Genomic DNA, 18403 nt, shown 5'->3' with positions numbered 1-18403 from the left:
TGGCTCAGCTGCGGTAGTCGGCGTTGATGGTCACGTACTCGTGCGAGAAATCGCAGGTCCAGACCGTGGCGACCGCGTCGCCCCGGTTCAGCCCGACGCGCACGGTGATCTCGGCCTGTTTCATCACGCGCTGGCCGTCTTCCTCGCGGTACTCCGGCCGGCGACCGCCGCGGTGGACGACGTGCACGTCGTCGAGGTGCAGGTCGATCAGGGTCTGGTCGAGGTCGGCGATGCCGGCGTAGCCGACCGCGGCCAGGATGCGGCCGAGGTTCGGGTCGCTGGCGAAGAACGCCGTCTTGACCAGCGGCGAGTGGGCGATGGCGTAGGCGGCCTGCAGGCACTCGTCCTCGGTCCGGCCGCCTTCGATGCGCACGGTGATGAACTTGGTCGCGCCTTCACCGTCGCGCACGATGGCCTGGGCGAGCTGCTGCGACACGGCGATGACCGCGTCACGCAGGGCCTGGCCGTCGGCCGAGTCGAGCGCGGTGATCGCCGGATTGCCGGCCTGGTGGGTGGCGATCAGCAGGAAGCTGTCGTTGGTGGAGGTGTCGCCGTCGATGGTGATGCGGTTGAAGCTGCGGTTGGCGGCCTCGGTCACCAGTGGCTGCAGCAGCGCGGGGTCGATCGCGGCGTCGGTGGCCACGAAGCCGAGCATCGTCGCCATGTTCGGGCGGATCATGCCGGCGCCCTTGCTGATGCCGGTGACGGTCACGGTCTTGCCGGCGATCACGACCTGGCGCGACGCCGCCTTGGGCAGCGTGTCGGTGGTCATGATGCCGGCGGCGGCGTCGGCCCAGTGGTCGGGCTGCGCATCCGCCAGCGCAGCGGGCAGGCCGGCCAGGATGCGCTCGCTCGGCAGCGTCTCCATGATGACGCCGGTCGAGAACGGCAGCACCTCTTCCGGCGAGACATCCAGCGCCTGCGCCAGCGCGATGCAGACCGAGCGCGCACGCACCAGGCCGTCGTCGCCCGTGCCGGCGTTGGCGTTGCCGGTGTTGATGACGATGGCGCGCTTGGCGGGGCCGGCGGCGAGGTGGTCGCGGCAGATCTGCACCGGCGCGGCACAGAAGCGGTTCTTGGTGAACACGCCGGCCACGCTGGAGCCGGGCGCCAGCAGCACGACGGTCAGGTCACGGCGGTTGGCCTTGCGCACGCCGGCCATCGTGGTGCCGAGCTGCACGCCGGCGACCGGGTGCAGGTCCTGGGGATTGGGAGCGGAGAGGTTGACGGGCATGGCAGTCTGGCGGTCGAAGCGGAAGGAGCGCAGACGCGGCCCTCCCGGGCTTCAGCCCTCAGACGGTGGCCACGCTGTCGCGCGAATCGGCGATTGTAGGGACGCTGTCGGTGGACAAGCGGGCCAGCAGGTACTGATCGCACAACTGCCCGCGGGCGTCGCGCTCGACCTTGCGCATCAGCCCTTCGCGCTGCAGGCCCAGGCTCTCGGTGAAGGCCAGCGCCCGGGTGTTGCGCACGTCGCACCAGACCTCGATGCGGGCCATGCCGCGGCCGTAGGCCCAGTCCATCAGCGCCAGCGTCGCGTCGCGCATCAGGCCGCGGCCGCGCTGCCGGCTGCAGCCGACAAACCCGATCTGGCAGCGCGGAACGCCAAAATCGACACTGTGCAGATCGACACAGCCGACGTAGGAGCCCGTGTCGTGCTCGAAGGCGAGGTACATGACGCCTTCACCCTCGGTGTCCACCCAGTCGCGCTGGCGCTCGCAGTGTTCGAGTGCGGCGACCGCGTTCCAGTGGTGGTGGCCCCAGGCGATGAAGTCGAGGTCGCGCATCGAGCGCTGCACGCTGGCGTGGAACGCCGGCGCGTGGCGGGGGTGGATCTTTTCGAGGCGGACACGCTGGCCCGGAAGGGTTTCCGGGCTGCGGCGGAAGGTATCAGGGGTCATGGGCATCTCGGCGCGGCGCGGCCGAGGTTCAGGACAGCTTGCCGTGACAGAGCTTGAACTTCTTGCCGCTGCCACAGGGGCAGGGATCGTTGCGCCCGGTGCGCTGCATCTGGGCGTCGGACAGCGTCTGCGTGGCCGGATCGGCGTCCTGCGACACGCTGCCGTCCTCGTTGGGGTGGGTGTAGGTGACGTTGGCGAGTTGTTCGCCACGGGCTTCGATGGCCGTCGCGGCCTGCGTCACTTCTTCCGGATTCTGGATGCGCACCGTCATCAGCAGACGGGACACCTCCATCTTCACCACGTCCAGCAACTGGCTGAACAGCTCGAAGGCCTCGCGCTTGTATTCCTGCTTCGGGTTCTTCTGGGCATAGCCGCGCAGATGGATGCCCTGGCGCAGGTAGTCCAGCGCCGACAGATGGTCGCGCCAGTGCGTGTCGATCGCCTGCAGCAGCACCATGCGACTGAAGTTGCCGAACTGTGCCGCCCCCACCAGCTCCACCTTGGCCTGGAACGCAGCATCGGCTGCCGCGCACACGGTCTCGACGATGTCCTCGTCGGTGGCCTCCTGGCTGGACTCGACCTGCGCCTTCAGCGACACGTCCAGCTGCCACTCCTCGCGCAGCGTCTTCTCCAGCCCGTCCAAGTCCCACTGCTCCTCGACGCTCTCGGCCGGCACGAAGCTGCGCACCACGTCGGTCATCGCGCCACGGCGCAGGTGGGTGATCTGCGCGTCGACGTTGGTCTGCTCCAGCAACTCGTTGCGCTGCTGGTAGATCACCTTGCGTTGGTCGTTGGAGACGTCGTCGTACTCCAGCAGCTGCTTGCGCATGTCGAAGTTGCGCGCCTCGACCTTGCGCTGGGCGCTCTCGATCGAGCGGCTGACGATGCCGGCCTCGATCGCCTCGCCGTCGGGCATCTTCAGGCGGTCCATGATCGCCTTGACGCGGTCGCCCGCGAAGATGCGCATCAGCGGATCGTCCAGCGACAGGTAGAAGCGCGACGAGCCCGGATCGCCCTGCCGGCCGGCACGGCCGCGCAGCTGGTTGTCAATCCGGCGGCTTTCATGGCGCTCGGTGGCGATGATGCGCAGGCCGCCCAGCGACTTGACCTGGTCGTGCAGACCCTGCCACTCTCGCTTGAGCTGCTCGATGCGCGCGGCCTTCTCGGCGTCCGACAGGTCCGGATCGGCCTCGACCAGCTGCACCTGCTTCTCGACGTTGCCGCCGAGCACGATGTCGGTACCGCGACCCGCCATGTTGGTGGCGATCGTCACCATCTTCGGACTGCCGGCCTGGGCGATGATGGTCGCCTCGCGGGCGTGCTGCTTGGCGTTGAGCACCTGGTGGGGCAGACCCGCCTTGGTCAGCATCTCGGAGACGAGTTCGGAGTTCTCGATCGAGGTCGTGCCCACCAGCGCAGGCTGGCCGCGGCCGTAGCACTCCTGGATGTCACGGACCACGGCCTCGTATTTCTCGCGGCTGGTCTTGTAGACGAGGTCCAGTTCGTCCTTGCGCACCATCGGCCGGTTCGGCGGGATCACCACGGTCTCCAGACCGTAGATCTCCTGGAACTCGTAGGCCTCGGTGTCGGCCGTGCCGGTCATGCCGCCGAGCTTGGCGTACATGCGGAAGTAGTTCTGGAAGGTGATCGAGGCGAGCGTCTGGTTCTCGGCCTGGATCTTCACGCCTTCCTTGGCCTCCACCGCCTGGTGCAGCCCGTCCGACCAGCGGCGGCCCGTCATCAGGCGCCCGGTGAACTCGTCGACGATGGTGATCTCGCCGTTCTGCGAGACATAGTGCTGGTCGCGGTGGAACAGGTGGTGCGCGCGCAGCGAGGCGTAGAGGTGGTGGACCAGCGTGATGTTGGCGGCGTCGTAGAGCGACGCGCCCGACGTCAGCAGCCCGGCCTCGGCCAGCAGCCTCTCGGCCTTCTCGTGACCGTCCTCGGTCAGGAAGACCTGGTGCGTCTTCTCGTCGGCGGTGAAGTCGCCCGGCTCGATCACGCCCTCGCCGGTGCGCAGGTCGGCCTCGCCGATCTGCTTCTTGAGGTGCGGCACGACGGCGTTGATGCGCACGTACATGTCGGTGTGGTCATCGGCCTGGCCCGAGATGATCAGCGGCGTGCGGGCCTCGTCGATCAGGATCGAGTCCACTTCGTCGACGATGGCGAAGTTCAGCGACCGCTGCACGCGGTCCGCAACTTCGTAGACCATGTTGTCGCGCAGGTAGTCGAAGCCGAACTCGTTGTTCGTGCCGTAGGTGATGTCGGCGGCGTAGGCGGCCTGCTTGTTCTCGCGCGACATGTTCGGCAGGTTCACGCCCACCGTCATGCCGAGGTAGTTGTAGAGCCCGCCCATCGTCTCGGCGTCGCGTGCGGCGAGGTAGTCGTTGACCGTCACCACATGCACGCCCTTGCCGGACAGCGCGTTGAGGTAGACCGGCAGCGTCGCCATCAGCGTCTTGCCTTCGCCGGTGCGCATTTCGGCGATCTTGCCGTTGTGCAGGGCCATGCCGCCGATGAGCTGCACGTCGAAGTGGCGCATGCGCATGAAGCGCTTGCCGGCCTCGCGGACCACGGCGAAGGCCTCGGGCAGCAGGTCGTCGAGCGAGGTGCCAGCCGCCACGCGCTGGCGGAATTCGGCGGTCTTGCCGCGCAGCTCGTCTTCGGAGAGCTTCTCGAACTGCACCTCCAGCGCAGTCACGCGCTCGGCGACACGCCGGTACTGCTTGAGCAGGCGGTCATTGCGGCTGCCGAAAATCTGGGTGAGGAGCTTGGGCAACATGAAGTGGACGCAGGTGCAGCAAACCCGCGGCGGTTCAGCCCATGTCGCGGGAGGGGATCGGAAGGAGGTGAGGTGCGGCCGGGTCAGCAGCAGCGTCGGCAGGCCAGGCCGGCACGCGGTTCAGGCGTGCCCTCGGACAACGTTTGAGTTTATCACCGGGACTTGCGCGGCTCGGTGGAGGGGGTCGCCGCAGCCGAGGTGCGCTCGCTGGCACCGAGACTTTCACCTCGGGCCAGGAACTTCGCCGGATCCTGGGGGACGCCGCCGAGCAGCACCTCGAAATGCAGGTGCGGCCCGGTCGAGCGGCCGGTGCTGCCCACCAGCGCGACCTCCTGCCCGCGGCGCACGACCTCGCCCGGCTTCACCAGGATCTGCGAGGCATGGGCGTAGCGGGTGACCAGGCCGTTGCCATGGTCGATCTGCAGCGACAGACCGTAGGCCCCGTCGCGGTCGGCCTCCAGCACGCGCCCGCCGGCAGCCGCACGGATGGGGGTGCCGGTCGGGGCAGCGAAGTCCAGCCCGGTGTGCAAGGCCGCACGGCGGTTGAACGGGTCGAGGCGGAAGCCGAACCCGGAGCCCACCGGCACATCCACCGGCGCGATGCTGGGCACCATCAGCATCTCCAGCCGCCGCTCCAGCAGCCGGGACTCGACCAGCACGAACACGTCGCCCGAGCGATCCGCCTGGGCATCCAGCCACTCGACCAGCTGGTCAAGCTGGGCGCCGGAGTGCGCGGAGGCCGGCACGAACGGCCCGCCCCCCGCGCCCTTGCCCGCACCAGGCTGGGTCAGCAGGCCCGGGGGCATGGTCTTGCCAGCATCATCCAGCGCCCGCAACTCTTCCGGCTTGAGCCCGGCGAGCCCGGACACCCGCTCGCCGACGGCCTCCAGCTTGAGCAGCTTGGCCTGCAGTTCACCCACCTTCTGGGCCATCGCCTCGATGTTGTCGCGCTGGTAGCGTTCGCGCTGGACGGCATCCTTGCCCAGCACCGGCCCGACAATCTGGCTCACCACCGGCCAGCCATCGCGCACGGCCTTGAGAAAGACGAAGTGGTAGACCGTGCCCGACAGCAGCAGCACCGTGGCCACCAGCGCCGACAGGATCAGCCACAATTGCACTGGCCGCACATGCATGGAGCGCGTGCGAGCCAAGCCGCCATGGGTGATCAGAATATCCATCGTCGCTTCATTCCTCTTGCGAAACCGGCTGCAGTCGCTGCAGTGCCGGACGCTGTGCCCCTGGGTCAGGTACTGGACCGCTGCGAACCCCTGCTGCGTCTGCAGCAGCGGCTGGCCGCGGCCAATGCCCACATGGACGCCGTGCGCCCCTTGCTTCCGCCGGCCTTGTCCAGACAGGTCCGGTCAGGTCCGACCGACCAGGACAGCTGGACCCTGCTGGCGACCAACCCGGCGGTTGCCGCCAAGCTGAGGCAGCTGCTGCCAAGGCTGGAAGCCGCGCTGAAGCACAACGGCTGCGCAGCTCGAACCATCAGGATCCGGGTTCAGGCCCCTTCCCTGTGACATTTTGCATGCAAATGCAGGGATAGCCTTTCAAGGGACTGAGCAATCCGCTCAGGCTTTGCCCTGATTGGCCACGGCAGCGGCGGCCTTGGCGGCGGCTTCGGCATCCCCGAGGTAATAGCTGCGGATGGGCTTCAGGTCAGCGTCCAGCTCGTAGACGAGGGGAATGCCGTTCGGGATGTTGACGCCGACGATGGCGTCGTCGCCGATGTTGTCGAGGTACTTCACCAGCGCGCGGATCGAGTTGCCATGGGCGGCGATGACGATGCGCTTGCCGGCCTTGATGGCGGGGGCGACCGACTCGTTCCAGAACGGCATCACGCGGGCGACCGTGTCCTTCAGGCACTCGGTCAGCGGGATCTGGTCCGGCTGCAGCTTGCTGTAGCGCACGTCCTGGCGCTGGCCGCGCGGATCATCGGACTCCAGTGCCGGCGGCGGCGTGTCATAGCTGCGGCGCCAGACCAGCACCTGCGCATCGCCGTACTGCTTGGCCATGTCGGCCTTGTTCAGCCCTTGCAGCGCGCCGTAGTGGCGCTCGTTGAGGCGCCAGTTGTGCACCACCGGCAGCCAGGTGCGGTCCATCTGGTCCAGCGCATGCCACAGCGTCCAGACCGCGCGCTTGAGCACCGAGGTGTAGGCGACGTCGAAGTCGTAGCCGGCTTCCTTGAGGAGGCGGCCGGCCTGCTTGGCCTGCTCGACCCCGGTGGGGGTGAGGTCGACATCGGTCCAGCCGGTGAAGCGATTTTCCAGATTCCAGGTCGATTCACCGTGGCGAATGAGCACAAGCTTGTACATGGTGGTCCGTGGTCGGGTTGCAAATTACCGTGAATTCTATAATCCGCGTCCCGAACAACCTTGGCCGGCGGCCCGCCGGCGCCCACACCTGTGAACTTCCTCCTCGACAACTGGATCTGGCTGCTGACGGCCGCGGCCTCGGGCGGCGCGTTGCTGTTGCCCATGCTGGGCAAGGGCGGCGCGAATGCCATCTCGCCAGCCGAAGCCGTGCAGATGATCAACCGCGAGAAGGCCGTCGTGATCGACGTCTGCGAAAGCGCCGAGTTCAGCGCCGGGCATGTGATCGGCGCCCGCAGCGTGCCACTGGCCACGCTGGAGGGCAGCAAGAGCCTGCCGACCAACAAGACCCTGCCGGTGGTGCTGGTCTGCGCCTCCGGCGCCCGCGCGGGCCGCGCAGCGGCTACCGTGCGCAAGCTCGGCCACCAGCACGTGCATGTCCTGCAAGGCGGCATGGCAGGCTGGCGAGCGGCAGGCCTGCCGGTCGAGAAATCTGCCTGACCAGCCGACCGACAGCCCCAGCGCAAGGAGTCCCCATGAAGCCCGTGAAGATGTACACCACGCAGGTCTGCCCCTACTGCGTGCGCGCCAAGATGCTGCTCAAGCAGCGCGGGGTGGCCGAGATCGACGAGGTCCGCATCGATCTGCACCCGGAGCAGCGCGAGCACATGATGGCGATCACCGGCCGCCGCTCGGTGCCGCAGATCTTCATCGGCGACACCCATGTCGGCGGCTGCGATGACCTGATCGCACTCGACAGCGCGGGTGGTCTGTTGCCACTTTTGCAGAATTGAGGCTGCAGGCCGGCTGATCGGGCGGTTGCAGGCGGTGGCACTGAGGGCCGCCGGCAACACCCCGCACCTGCGTTCAGCGCCGCCTGCGGCAATTTCACGGCCTGCAGGCGCACAATCTGCGGTTTTGGCTCACGACGAATCTCACGATTTCGTCCCCTTCTGGTGACCTCCGCACATCCGCAGCGCGCCACGCCACGCGAACTCGCTGCCCTGACGCTCGGCGCCCTGGGCGTCGTCTATGGCGACATCGGCACCAGTCCGCTGTACGCCCTCAAGGAAGTCTTCCACGCCGGACATGTCCCGGCCACGCCCGACAACATCTTCGGCGTGCTCTCCCTGATCTTCTGGACGATGACGGTCATCGTCTCGCTGAAGTACGTGCTGCTCATCCTGCGCGCGGACAACAACGGCGAAGGTGGCCTGATCGCCATGCTCGCGCTGGCCACCCACGCCGTGCGCGACCGGCCCGAGCTGTACCGGGTGCTGATGGTCCTGGGCATGTTCGGGACCGCCATCTTCTACGGCGACGGGGTCATCACCCCCGCCATCTCGGTGCTCTCGGCCATCGAGGGCCTGGAAGTCGCGGCACCCAGCCTGCACCGCTTCGTGCTGCCGCTGACGCTGCTGGTGCTGACCGGGCTGTTCGCGGTCCAGCGCTTCGGCACCGGCGGCATCGGCAAGGCGTTCGGGCCGGTGACGCTGGTGTGGTTCGGTGCGCTGGTCGCGCTGGGCCTGCCGCACATCGCCCACAACCCGGGCGTGCTGGTGGCCTTGAACCCGGTGTACGCCTTCCACTTCTTTGCTGCGCAGCCGATGGTCGCCTTCATCGGCCTGGGCGCCGTCGTGCTGTGCGTGACCGGTGGCGAGGCGCTCTACGCCGACATGGGCCATTTCGGCAAGAAGCCGATCCGCATCGCCTGGTACGGTTTCGTGATGCCGGCGCTGGTCGTCAACTACTTCGGCCAGGGCGCGATGCTGCTGGACAACCCGGAAGCGATCGAGAACCCCTTCTTCCTGATGGCGCCGAAGTGGGCCGCGCTGCCGCTGGTGTTCCTGGCCACGGCCGCCACGGTGATCGCCTCGCAGGCGCTGATCACCGCCGCCTTCTCGGTCACGCGCCAGGCAGTGCAGCTCGGCCTGCTGCCCCGCATGCGCATCATCCACACCTCCGTGCGCGACCTCGGGCAGATCTACGTGCCCTTCGTCAACTGGGGGCTGTACGCCTTCATCGTGCTGGCAGTGGCGCTGTTCAAGTCCTCCACCAACCTGGCCTCGGCCTACGGCATCGCCGTGACGCTGGACATGACGATCACCACGGTCATGACCTTCTACGTCATCCGCCACGGCTGGAAATACCCGCTGTGGCTGTGCCTGCTGTCGACCGGCTTCTTCTTCGTGATCGACATCGCCTTCTTCGCGTCGAACATGCTCAAGCTGTTCGGTGGTGGCTGGTTCCCGCTGGTGATCGGCATCGCGATGTTCACGCTGATGCTGACCTGGAAACAGGGCCGCGCGATGATGAGCGAGCGGCGGCGCGACGAGGCCATCGACCTGCCCTCCTTCCTCGACGCCATCTTCGTGAACCCGCCGGTGCGCGTGGCGGGCACGGCGGTGTTCCTGTCGGCCGAAGAGGGCCTGACGCCCAATGCGCTGATGCACAACCTCAAGCACAACAAGGTGCTGCACGCGCACAACCTGTTCGTCACCGTGCGCCACCACGACATCCCGTGGGTCGGTTTCGAGCAGCGCATCAGCATGGAGTCGCTCGGCCACGACTGCTGGCAGATCACGCTGAACTTCGGGTTCAAGAACGAACCCGATGTGCCGCAGGCGCTGCAGCTGCTCGCCGGGCGTGGCGTGCCGCTCGACGAGATGGACACCAGCTATTTCCTGTCGCGCGACATCGTGATGCCCACCATCGGCGATGGCATGTCGCTGTGGCGCGAGAAGCTGTTCGCCAACATGCACCGCAACGCGGCGGCGGCGGCCGACTTCCTCAACCTGCCGACGAACCGGGTGGTGGAGCTGGGCTCCAAGGTCGAGATCTGACCCGGACCAGCGCCAGCGCGGCCACTGCGCCGCAGACAGTGCCGCTGGCATGCGCCAGCGGGGCGACCGCGATGTCCCAGCCGGGCGGCGTGAGCAGCGTGTGCGCCCAGGCCCGCTCGCCCAGCACCTTCGCGCACAGCCCCGCCAGCAGCAGCGCGCCCAGCACCCGCTCGCGCCGCAACGCGGCGTCGCGCACCAGCGCCACCGCCGCCACCGCCACCCCGGCATGCAGCACGCCGGACAGCCCGCCGTAGCGGAGCAGATCCGGCGCCACCAGCAGGCCCAGGTGCGTCAGCGGCCACGCCAGCGCCCAGGCCCAGGCGGCCTCGCGCGGCAACCGGGCCACCCAGCCCAGCAGCATCACCAGCACACCGCCGGCCAGATTGGTGAGCAGGTGCAGCGTGCTCAGGTGGACCCAGGCGGCGCTCCACCAGCGCCAGGGCTCGTGCCAGGCCAGAGACGGCACCCAGCTCAGCGCCATGCGCGCCAGCCCGGGCTGCTGCGCGATCAGCAGGCTCGGCAGCAGCAGCAGCAGCCCCACACCCAGCCAGGCGTGGTGGCGGCGCAGCATCAGCCGAACACGGCGCGCCACAGCGCCAGCACGGCCTCGCGGTGCGCCTTCATCGGCCCCAGCTCGGCCATCTCCAGCTGCGTGGGGGCCTCGTCCAGCCGCGCCCGGTGCTGCACGCGGCGCTGCTCGCGGTAGGCATCGGCGGCGGCGAACCCCACCCCGGCGGGCAACAGGCCGGCCTGCTCGGCACGCTGCAGCAGCGCGATGTTGCCGGCGTTGTCCTGCAATGCCGGATGCGCGGCGCTGTGCGCCAGCACCAGCCACTGCACGGCGAACTCCGCGTCCATCATCCCGCCGCGGCTGTGCTTGACGTCGAAGCGGGTCGGCCGCACCGGATGGGCATCACGCACCCGCTCGCGCATGGTGGCGATCTCGCGCTTGAGCGCCTCCAGATCGCGCGGCGCAGTCAGCACGGCACGGCGCGTCGCCTCGAAGCGCTCGGCCAGCGCGGGCGCACCGGCGCACCAGCGGGCGCGGGTGATGGCCTGGTGCTCCCAGGTCCACGCGGTGTTGCTGCCACGCCCCTGCTGGTAGCGCTCGAAGGCGGCGATCGAGGTCACCAGCAGCCCCGAGTTGCCGTTCGGACGCAGCGCGGTGTCGATCTCGTAGAGCGCACCCGCTGCGGTGCGCAGCGACAGCCAGGTGATGAGCTTGCGCGCAAAGGCAGCGTAGACCTCGCCAGCGCGCTCGTCCTCGTCGTCGTAGAGGAAGACGATGTCCAGGTCGCTGCCATAGCCCAGCTCCTTGCCGCCGAGCTTGCCGTAGGCGATGACCGCGAAACGCGGCTCTTCGCGGTGGCGCGTGCGCAGGTGGCGCCAGGCCCAGTGCAGCGTGCGCTCCAGCGTGGCGTCGGCCAGCGCGGAGAGGTCGTCCGCCACCTGCTCGACGGTGATCTCCGCCTCGACGTCGCGCACCAGGGTGCGGAAGGTCTCGGACTGGTGGGCGCGGCGCAGCGTGTCGAGCAGTTCACCCTCATCCGCCTCGCCGGAGCGGATCCAGGCCTGGTGGCGCTCCTCCAGATCGCGGGCATAGGCGACGGCGTCGAAGCGCTCGTGCATCAGGCGGGCATCCGCCAGCTCGTCGATCACGCCCGGATGCTGCATCAGGTAGCGCATCGGCCAGCGCGCCAGCCCCAGCAGGTGCAGCAGCCGGCCCAGCACCTCGCCACGTTCGGCCAGCAAAGCCAGGTAGCTGTCGCGGCGCAGCAGCGGCTCCAGCCAGTCCACGAAGCGCAACAGCCCGGTCTCGCCGATCTCGGGTTCGTCCTGGGTCAGTCGGCGCGCGCGCATCAGCAGCCGCACCAGCCGCGCCCGCCCCTCGTCGCGCAGCAGGTTCACCCGCGGCGAGGCCACCAGCAGCCGCAGCCGCTCGGCCAGCGGGGCAGACAGGCCCTCGACCTGGGGCAACTGCTCCAGCGTGGGCGGCTTGCCATTGCAGCGGCTGCAGGTGCCGGCCGCAGTCCGCGCCGGCGCGCTGCGCCCGTCGTGCAGCAGCGCGTCGAACTCGGTGGCCACCAGCTCGCGGTGGGTGCACAGCGCGTCGAGCAGCTCGCAGGCGTCGACCGTGCACGCCATGCGCATCGAGCCGGCGATCCAGCGCAGGTCGGCGTCCACCGTGGGCAGCAGGTGGGTCTGCTGGTCGTCGAGGTACTGGATGCGGTGCTCGACCCGGCGCAGGAAGGTGTAGGCCGCCGCCAGCTTGTCCGCCGTGTCCTGCGGGATCAGGCCGACCCCGGCCAGCCGCTGCAGGGCCTTGAGGGTCGGGCGGGTGCGGATCTCGGGGAACTGCCCGCCGCGCACGACCTGCAGCAGCTGCACGATGAACTCGATCTCGCGGATGCCACCGCGCGACAGCTTCACGTCGTTGGCCCGCTCCGGGCGGCCGGCGGCGCGGCGGTTGGCCTCGTCGCGCACCTTCTGGTGCAGCTGGCGCAGGCCCTCGAAGACACCGTAGTCGAGGTAGCGCCGGTACACGAAGGGCGTCACCACATCGCGCAATGCCTTGGCCCGCCCGGAAGTCACGGAGGCCCGTGGCGCCACGACCCGGCTCTTCAGCCAGGCGAAGCGCTCCCACTCGCGGCCCTGCACCAGGAAATACTCCTCCAGCATCGCCAGGCTCACCACGGGCGGGCCGGAGTTGCCGTTGGGCCGCAGTGCCAGGTCGACGCGGAAGACGAAGCCGTCCTCGGTCACGTCGCCGATCAGCGCCCGCAGCGAGCGCGCCACCTGCGAAAAATACTCGTGTGCGGACAAGGCCCTCGCGCCGCTGGCATTGCCGACGGTCTGGCCGTCCTCCTCGTAGACATAGACGAGGTCGATGTCGGAGGACACGTTCAGCTCGCGCGAGCCCAGCTTGCCCATGCCGATGATCCAGAAGTCGATCGGCTGGCCCTCGGCGGTGTACGGAGCGCCGTGCAGCGCATCCTGCTCGGCGCGGGCGGCGGCCAGCGCGGCTTCGAGCGTCACCTCGGCCAGCTCGGTCATCGCGCGGGTGACCACCTCGACATCGGCCTGCTGCTCGACATCGAGCACCACCAGCCGCTCCATCACGAGCTGCCGCGTCAGGCGCAGTGCCGAGGCCAGGCTGCGGCCCCGCGCCAGCCAGGCGTCGAGCGTGGCCTGCATGGAAGCACGGTCGGGCGGTCCCTCGGCCAGCATCGCCAGATCGGCACCACGCACCCGGCGTATCCGCTGCACATAGCGGCTGTGGTCGGCAGCGATGGCGGCAGCGGCGATGGCCCCCTTGTCGGATGTGGTCTGCATGGGATTCATTCCGGTCTGTGCTAGCTTCGCTGTGTTCAATTCGCCGGCGCCTGGTTCGGCTGCATTCATGCCTGTGGTTTCCTGGTCATCCGATCTGCTGCACTGGTGCCGGCGTGCCGGCGGTGCGGTGGCGCGCGTCGCATTCTGGAGCACGACGGCCCTGGCCACACTGACGCTGGCGGCGTGGATGATCCTCCATTGGGGGATATTGCCGCACCTGGAGCGCTGGAAACCTGAGCTGCAAGCATGGGCGAGCCGCTCGCTCGGGGTCGATGTCCGGCTGGGGACACTGCAGGCCAGCGGGGGCATCTGGGCGCCGGTGGTGACGCTGCGCGACCTGCGCATCGTCGATGCGCGCGGGCAGGAAGCCTTGCGGCTGGCCAAGGTCGAGGCCGTGTTCACCCCCGGATCGCTGTGGCCACGCTCACCCACCCGCTGGCTGCCCCATGTGCAGCGGCTGGAGCTGGACACGCTGCACCTCGCCCTGCGCCGTGATCCCCGCGGACAGATCTTTCTCGCAGGACTGGCGCTGGACCGCAGCGACGCAGCCGACGAGGACGGGCGCGTGGCCGACTGGCTCTTCAGCCAGTCGGAGATCCGGCTGCGCCAGTCCAGCCTGTCCTGGCAGGACGAACAGCGCGGCACCGAGCCGCTGGTGCTGACCGACGTCGACCTGGACCTGCGCAATCCGCTGGGTCGGCATGTGCTGCGCCTGAGCGCCACGCCCCCGCCAGGCTGGGGCAGCCGCTTCTTCGCCAGCGCGGAAATGGCCCGTCCGCTGCGGACGCTGCTGTCGATGTCCGGGCTGCAGCATCCCGGCGACTGGCGCCAGTGGGCCGGCACCGCGCAGGCCGAGTGGCCGCTGGTGGACGTGAGCCGCCTGCGCCGGCATGTCGACCTGCCCTTCGACCTGCTGGAGGGCCGCGGGCGTCTGGCCACCCGCATCGATGTGGCACAGGGCCGCCTGACCGGCGCGACCGCCGACCTGCAGCTGGAGGCGGTCACCTTGCGCGTGGCCAAGGGATTGCCTCCGGTCGCATTGCGGCGCATCGCGGGCCAGCTGGAGGTGCGCCACGGCCGCGAGGGCAGCACCGTGAAAGCCCGTCGGCTCTCCTTCCAGTCCCAGCCCCCGCCCGGCGCCACCGTGACCTCCGCAGCACCGGACCCCAGCCTGTGGCCCGCCACCGACCTGGAGCTGATGCTGCGCGGCGAACCCGGCGCCTGGACCGGTGGCGCCTTCAAGGCCTCGCTGGTCGACCTGGGACTGCTGGCGCAGTCGGCCGCCCACGTTCCGCTGGCCGGGCCGATGCGGCGCCTGCTGGAGGCCACGCAGCCCCGCGGCCAGGTGCGCCAGCTCGCCTACGAGTGGAGCGGCGACGTGGAGCGCCCCGAACACTGGCGCGCCCGCGGCGACGCCGATGCGCTGAGCCTGGTCGCCGCACCCGCCACCGCCGCCCTCACCTCGACCGCGACACCCGGCCGCCCGGGTCTGCGGGGCGGCCGGGTGCGCTTCGACGCCACCGAACGCGGCGGACAGGCGGATCTGCGCATCCTGCGGGGCGAGCTGGAGTTTCCGGGCGTGTTCGAGCAACCGCAGGTCGCACTCGACCAGTTCAAGGCCGATGTGCGCTGGCAGCTGCGGCAAGCCCCCAAGGCGGCGCCCGGTGCACGGCCGGCCATCGACGTGGAGGTGCGCCGTGCGGTCTTCGCCACCGCCGATGGAGACGGCGAGTTCTCTGGCCACTGGCGCAGCGGCCCGCCCGGTGGCCCCACCTTCGGCCGCAAGGGCTGGCTGCCCGGCGAGCTGGACCTGGACGCCACCGTCCACCAGATCCGCGCCGACCGCATCCACCGCTACCTGCCGCTGGGCATCCATGCGTCGGTGCGCGACTATGTGCGCGAGGCCGTCCGGGCGGGGTCGGCACACACGGTGCACGCCCGGGTGCGCGGCTCTGTGCTCGATTTTCCTTTCACCGCACCCGGGCAAGGCGAATTTGCCATCGGCGGGCGGTTCGAGCAGCTCACGCTCGACGCCGTGCCGGGCAGCCGCTGGCCACGCTACACCGACGGCTCCGGCCAGCTGGTCATCGATGGCCAGCAGCTGCGGCTGATGCAGGTCCGCGCCCGGCTCGGCGAGACGGGCAGCGGCAGCGTTTCGCTCGACAACATCGAAGGCGGAATCGACCACCTGGCCGACACCCCGGTGCTGCGCCTGCGCGGCCAGGGGCGGGGCTCGACCGCCGATGTGCTGGAATTCCTGCGCGCCAGCCCCATCGACGGCTGGCTGGGCCATGCATTCACGCCAGCCAAGGGCGACGGACGCAGCCAGTTGGCCCTGCAACTGGCCATTCCTCTCCAACAGGCCGAGAACACCACCGTGCAAGGCCATGTCGAGCTGGCGGACACACGGCTGCAGATGCGCCCGGACACGCCCGCGCTGGAGCAGCTGCAGGCGCGGCTGGACTTCACCGAGCACAGCTTCCGGCTGTCCCGGGGCCAGGCGCAGGCCGCCGGTGGGCCGCTCATGTTCGAGGGGCACCTGGACGACCGCGGCCACCTGCGCTTCTCCGGCCAAGGCCGTGCGACCGCCCAGGGTCTGCGCGCGCTCGACACGGTCGAGCCCCTGGCCCGGCTGGCGCACGCCTTCGAGGGCGAGACGGACTACCGGCTCCAGCTCACCCTGGCGGCCGAGGGGCCGACGGTGCAGGTCGACAGCGACCTCGTCGGCCTGGCCAGCCACCTGCCCGCACCGCTGGGCAAACCGGCGGCACAAGCCGAACCGCTGCGGGTGCGCCTCGAACCGCAGACGCCTGCGGCAGCCACCCTGCTGCAGATCGACGCCGGCACACCGGACGCACCGCGGCTGCACGCCCGACTCCTGCTCGACGGTGCGCACGAGGACACGCTGCGGGGCGGTCATGTGCAAGTCGGTGCATCCGATGGCCAGCCGTGGCCGGCGCAGGGACTCGGCGTCAGCATCGGGCTGCCGCGGCTGTCGCTGGACGACTGGCAGGACTGGCTGCAGCAGGCCGCGCGGGCGGGCCATCTGCCGACCACCGGCCACGGCGCTGAGAGCGCTGCGGGCACGGCAGGCGACGGTCTGGCCGCCGTGGTGCGCCAGGTGCGCCTGCAGGTGGCGGACCTCACCCTGCATGGCCGTCGCCTGAGCCAGGTCACGGCCCGTCTCCAGCCGACCGGGAGTCCCGCGACCTGGAGCGGCGACATCGAGGCCGAGCAGCTCGCCGGGCGGGTGATGCTGAGACCCGCCTCGGCGCTGGCCCCGGCTGCGACACAGGCACGCCTGAGCCGCCTGGCGCTGCCCTGGCCGACCGATCCGCTCGCTGCGGTGGGCCGCGACCTGCCGACGGCGGGCACCGCCCCCGCCGAGCCGATGCCCGCGCTCGACCTCGTCGTCGACGACCTCGTCGTCCGCGGGCGGCACCTCGGCCGGCTCGTGCTGCAGGGCATACCGGACGATGACGCGGGCCACCGAACGCCCGGCACCGCCGGCGCCTGGCAGCTCCAGCAGCTCTCGCTGACACGGCCCGAGGCCCGGCTCAGCGCGTCTGGTCGCTGGGATCCCGCCGAGCGGGAGGAGATGGCCAGCACCGCCAGCGGTGCCGGATCCGGATCGAGTCGCCTGAGCTTCCGGCTGGAGATGGACGATGGCGGACAGTGGCTGGACCAGCTGGGCTGGGCGGGCACGCTGCGCGGCGGACGTGGCCAGATCAGCGGGCAGCTCCGCTGGCCCGGGCCGCCCGCAGCGCTGGCCATGGCGCAACTCGGCGGCCAGCTGCGGCTGGACGTCAGCAGTGGCCAGCTGCTGCAGGCCGACCCTGGCGGGGCCGGCCGCCTGCTGGGCGTGCTGAACCTGCAGTCACTGCCGCGCCGGCTCTCGCTCGACTTCCGCGACCTCTACCAGAAGGGGTTCAGCTTCGACCACATCGACGGCGATGTGCAGATCCGGCATGGCCAGGCCAGCACGCACAACCTGCGCGTGCGGGGCGTCCAGGCGGTGGTGCTCGCCGAGGGCAGTGCCAGCCTGTCGGCGGCGACCCAGAACCTGCGGGTCTGGGTGGTGCCCGACTTCAACGCCGGCGCAGCCTCGCTGGCCTATGCCGTCATCAACCCGGCGATCGGTCTGGGCACGCTGGTGACGCAGTGGCTGCTGCAACGCCCGCTGGCCGAGGCCGCCACGCGCGAATTCCAGGTCACGGGCCGCTGGGATGCCCCGCTGGTGACCCCCGTGGACCGGGCGCAGGACGCCCGTCCGCTGCCCGGCAGTGCCGCCGCGGCCGACCTGCGCATGGCCGAAGACGCGGCCATCGCCGCCGCCCCGCCCGACACGCCATCCGCGTCACCTGCCCTCCCACCCCGAAAGGACCGACTCCCATGAAAGTGGCCGCTGTTCAGATGGTCTCGACGCCGCGCGTCGACGACAACCTCGCCCGCGCCGCGGAACTGGTCGCCCAGGCGGCCCAGCAGGGCGCGGAGCTGGTCGTGCTGCCCGAGTATTTCTGCCTGATGGGCTGGCAGGACCGGGACAAGCTCGCCGTGGCGGAAGCCCCCGGACAGGGACCGATCCAGACCGCCTTGTCCGCGATGGCACGCACACACGGGCTGTGGCTGGTCGGCGGCACGCTGCCCATGGCGCTGACTGACGACCCCGACCATGCCACCAACAGCACGCTGGTCTACGCACCGGACGGCACGCTGGCCGCCCGCTACGACAAGATCCACCTGTTCCGCTACGACGACGGCGAGCGGCGCTACGACGAAGCCGCCACCTTGCGACCCGGCGACACGCCCGTGGCCTTCGACGCGGTCGCCCGCAGTGGCGCGGTGCACCGCGTGGGGCTGTCCGTCTGCTACGACCTGCGGTTTCCGGAGCTGTACCGGCGGCTGATGGCGCCGCCGTGCAGCGTGCTGGTCGTGCCGGCCGCCTTCACCTGGCCCACGGGACAGGCCCACTGGGCGCTGCTGCTGCGGGCACGGGCGGTGGAGAACCAGTGTTACGTCATCGCCAGCGCCCAGGGCGGACGGCATGAAAACGGCCGACGGACCTGGGGACACTCGATGGTGATCGACCCCTGGGGCACGGTCCTCGCCGAGCAGGACGAGGGCGAAGGCGTGGTGCTGGCCGATCTGGAGGCGGCGCAGCTGGCCCGCGTGCGCCAGCAGCTGCCGGCGCTGGAACACCGTCGGCTCTGAGCAGGCCCGGAGCCAGCGCGC

Annotated in this window: 13 protein-coding genes; 6 read left to right on the top strand and 7 right to left on the bottom strand. The window is 70.0% G+C overall.

Annotated elements, in window-relative coordinates; all coding sequences use genetic code 11:
* Positions 1-4: 4 nt before the first annotated feature.
* The 4 genes from argJ to U5O44_RS14865 all read right to left on the bottom strand — a co-directional run bounded on the left by argJ (position 5) and on the right by U5O44_RS14865 (position 5861).
* Entirely contained in the window at positions 5-1234 is a 1230-nt protein-coding gene (argJ, locus tag U5O44_RS14880) for a bifunctional glutamate N-acetyltransferase/amino-acid acetyltransferase ArgJ (RefSeq protein ID WP_322589230.1), read from the bottom strand.
* A gap of 58 nt (positions 1235-1292) precedes the next feature.
* Positions 1293-1901, bottom strand: coding sequence for a GNAT family N-acetyltransferase (locus U5O44_RS14875; protein ID WP_322589229.1), 609 nt, complete (start codon positions 1899-1901; stop codon positions 1293-1295).
* A gap of 28 nt (positions 1902-1929) precedes the next feature.
* Positions 1930-4683 carry a preprotein translocase subunit SecA gene (secA, locus tag U5O44_RS14870; protein WP_322589228.1) on the bottom strand — a complete coding sequence of 918 codons (2754 nt, stop codon included), beginning with the start codon at positions 4681-4683 and terminating at the stop codon, positions 1930-1932.
* A gap of 152 nt (positions 4684-4835) precedes the next feature.
* Positions 4836-5861: a M23 family metallopeptidase gene (locus U5O44_RS14865; RefSeq protein ID WP_322589227.1), complete on the bottom strand. Its 1026-nt coding sequence runs from the start codon at positions 5859-5861 to the stop codon at positions 4836-4838.
* A 54-nt stretch (positions 5862-5915) separates the two neighbouring features.
* On the opposite strand from U5O44_RS14865, the gene U5O44_RS14860 reads away from it, so the two are divergent.
* A complete protein-coding gene (locus U5O44_RS14860; RefSeq protein WP_322589226.1) occupies positions 5916-6203 on the top strand; it encodes a hypothetical protein in 288 nt (95 codons plus the stop codon).
* Between the two features lie 51 nt (positions 6204-6254).
* Here the strand turns inward: U5O44_RS14860 and gpmA are convergent, their stop codons facing one another.
* Positions 6255-6998, bottom strand: coding sequence for a 2,3-diphosphoglycerate-dependent phosphoglycerate mutase (gene gpmA / locus U5O44_RS14855; protein WP_322589225.1), 744 nt, complete (start codon positions 6996-6998; stop codon positions 6255-6257).
* 90 nt (positions 6999-7088) lie between these two features.
* Here gpmA and U5O44_RS14850 point away from each other — a divergent pair, with 90 nt between their 5' ends.
* From U5O44_RS14850 to U5O44_RS14840, 3 genes are all read left to right on the top strand, one after another.
* Positions 7089-7496 (top strand): rhodanese-like domain-containing protein, encoded by a 408-nt coding sequence (locus U5O44_RS14850; RefSeq protein WP_322589224.1) that lies wholly within the window; start codon positions 7089-7091, stop codon positions 7494-7496.
* Positions 7497-7531: 35 nt separating this feature from the next.
* Positions 7532-7789, top strand: coding sequence for a glutaredoxin 3 (grxC, locus tag U5O44_RS14845; RefSeq protein WP_322589223.1), 258 nt, complete (start codon positions 7532-7534; stop codon positions 7787-7789).
* Positions 7790-7951: 162 nt separating this feature from the next.
* A complete protein-coding gene (locus U5O44_RS14840) occupies positions 7952-9838 on the top strand; it encodes a potassium transporter Kup (protein ID WP_322589222.1) in 1887 nt (628 codons plus the stop codon).
* Here U5O44_RS14840 and rrtA read toward each other — a convergent pair.
* Complete coding sequence (rrtA, locus tag U5O44_RS14835) at positions 9786-10430, bottom strand: rhombosortase (protein WP_322589221.1); 645 nt, start codon at positions 10428-10430, stop codon at positions 9786-9788. The genes U5O44_RS14840 and rrtA overlap by 53 nt on opposite strands.
* A complete protein-coding gene (glnE, locus tag U5O44_RS14830; protein ID WP_416222183.1) occupies positions 10409-13171 on the bottom strand; it encodes a bifunctional [glutamate--ammonia ligase]-adenylyl-L-tyrosine phosphorylase/[glutamate--ammonia-ligase] adenylyltransferase in 2763 nt (920 codons plus the stop codon). The genes rrtA and glnE overlap by 22 nt, the downstream gene beginning before the upstream one ends.
* A gap of 67 nt (positions 13172-13238) precedes the next feature.
* On the opposite strand from glnE, the gene U5O44_RS14825 reads away from it, so the two are divergent.
* Both U5O44_RS14825 and U5O44_RS14820 read left to right on the top strand, forming a co-directional pair.
* Positions 13239-17567: a YhdP family protein gene (locus U5O44_RS14825; RefSeq protein WP_322589219.1), complete on the top strand. Its 4329-nt coding sequence runs from the start codon at positions 13239-13241 to the stop codon at positions 17565-17567.
* Positions 17564-18382, top strand: coding sequence for a carbon-nitrogen hydrolase family protein (locus tag U5O44_RS14820; protein WP_322589218.1), 819 nt, complete (start codon positions 17564-17566; stop codon positions 18380-18382). Before U5O44_RS14825 ends, U5O44_RS14820 begins: the two co-directional genes overlap by 4 nt.
* Positions 18383-18403: the final 21 nt, after the last annotated feature.

The sequence above is a fragment of the Sphaerotilus sp. genome, from assembly GCF_034519685.1.
Classification (GTDB): domain Bacteria; phylum Pseudomonadota; class Gammaproteobacteria; order Burkholderiales; family Burkholderiaceae_C; genus Sphaerotilus.
The sequence above is the reverse complement of the archived record's forward strand: the minus strand, read 5'-3'. Positions and strand labels throughout refer to the sequence as shown.

What these genes read in the sequence shown, in the direction of transcription:
- argJ (WP_322589230.1), bottom strand. Translation starts at nt 1,234, where the DNA reads ATGCCCGTCAACCTCTCCGCTCCCAATCCCCAGGACCTGCACCCGGTC.
- U5O44_RS14875 (WP_322589229.1), bottom strand. Translation starts at nt 1,901, where the DNA reads ATGACCCCTGATACCTTCCGCCGCAGCCCGGAAACCCTTCCGGGCCAG.
- secA (WP_322589228.1), bottom strand. Translation starts at nt 4,683, where the DNA reads ATGTTGCCCAAGCTCCTCACCCAGATTTTCGGCAGCCGCAATGACCGC.
- U5O44_RS14865 (WP_322589227.1), bottom strand. Translation starts at nt 5,861, where the DNA reads ATGGATATTCTGATCACCCATGGCGGCTTGGCTCGCACGCGCTCCATG.
- gpmA (WP_322589225.1), bottom strand. Translation starts at nt 6,998, where the DNA reads ATGTACAAGCTTGTGCTCATTCGCCACGGTGAATCGACCTGGAATCTG.
- grxC (WP_322589223.1), top strand. Translation starts at nt 7,532, where the DNA reads ATGAAGCCCGTGAAGATGTACACCACGCAGGTCTGCCCCTACTGCGTG.
- glnE (WP_416222183.1), bottom strand. Translation starts at nt 13,171, where the DNA reads ATGCAGACCACATCCGACAAGGGGGCCATCGCCGCTGCCGCCATCGCT.
- U5O44_RS14825 (WP_322589219.1), top strand. Translation starts at nt 13,239, where the DNA reads ATGCCTGTGGTTTCCTGGTCATCCGATCTGCTGCACTGGTGCCGGCGT.
- U5O44_RS14820 (WP_322589218.1), top strand. Translation starts at nt 17,564, where the DNA reads ATGAAAGTGGCCGCTGTTCAGATGGTCTCGACGCCGCGCGTCGACGAC.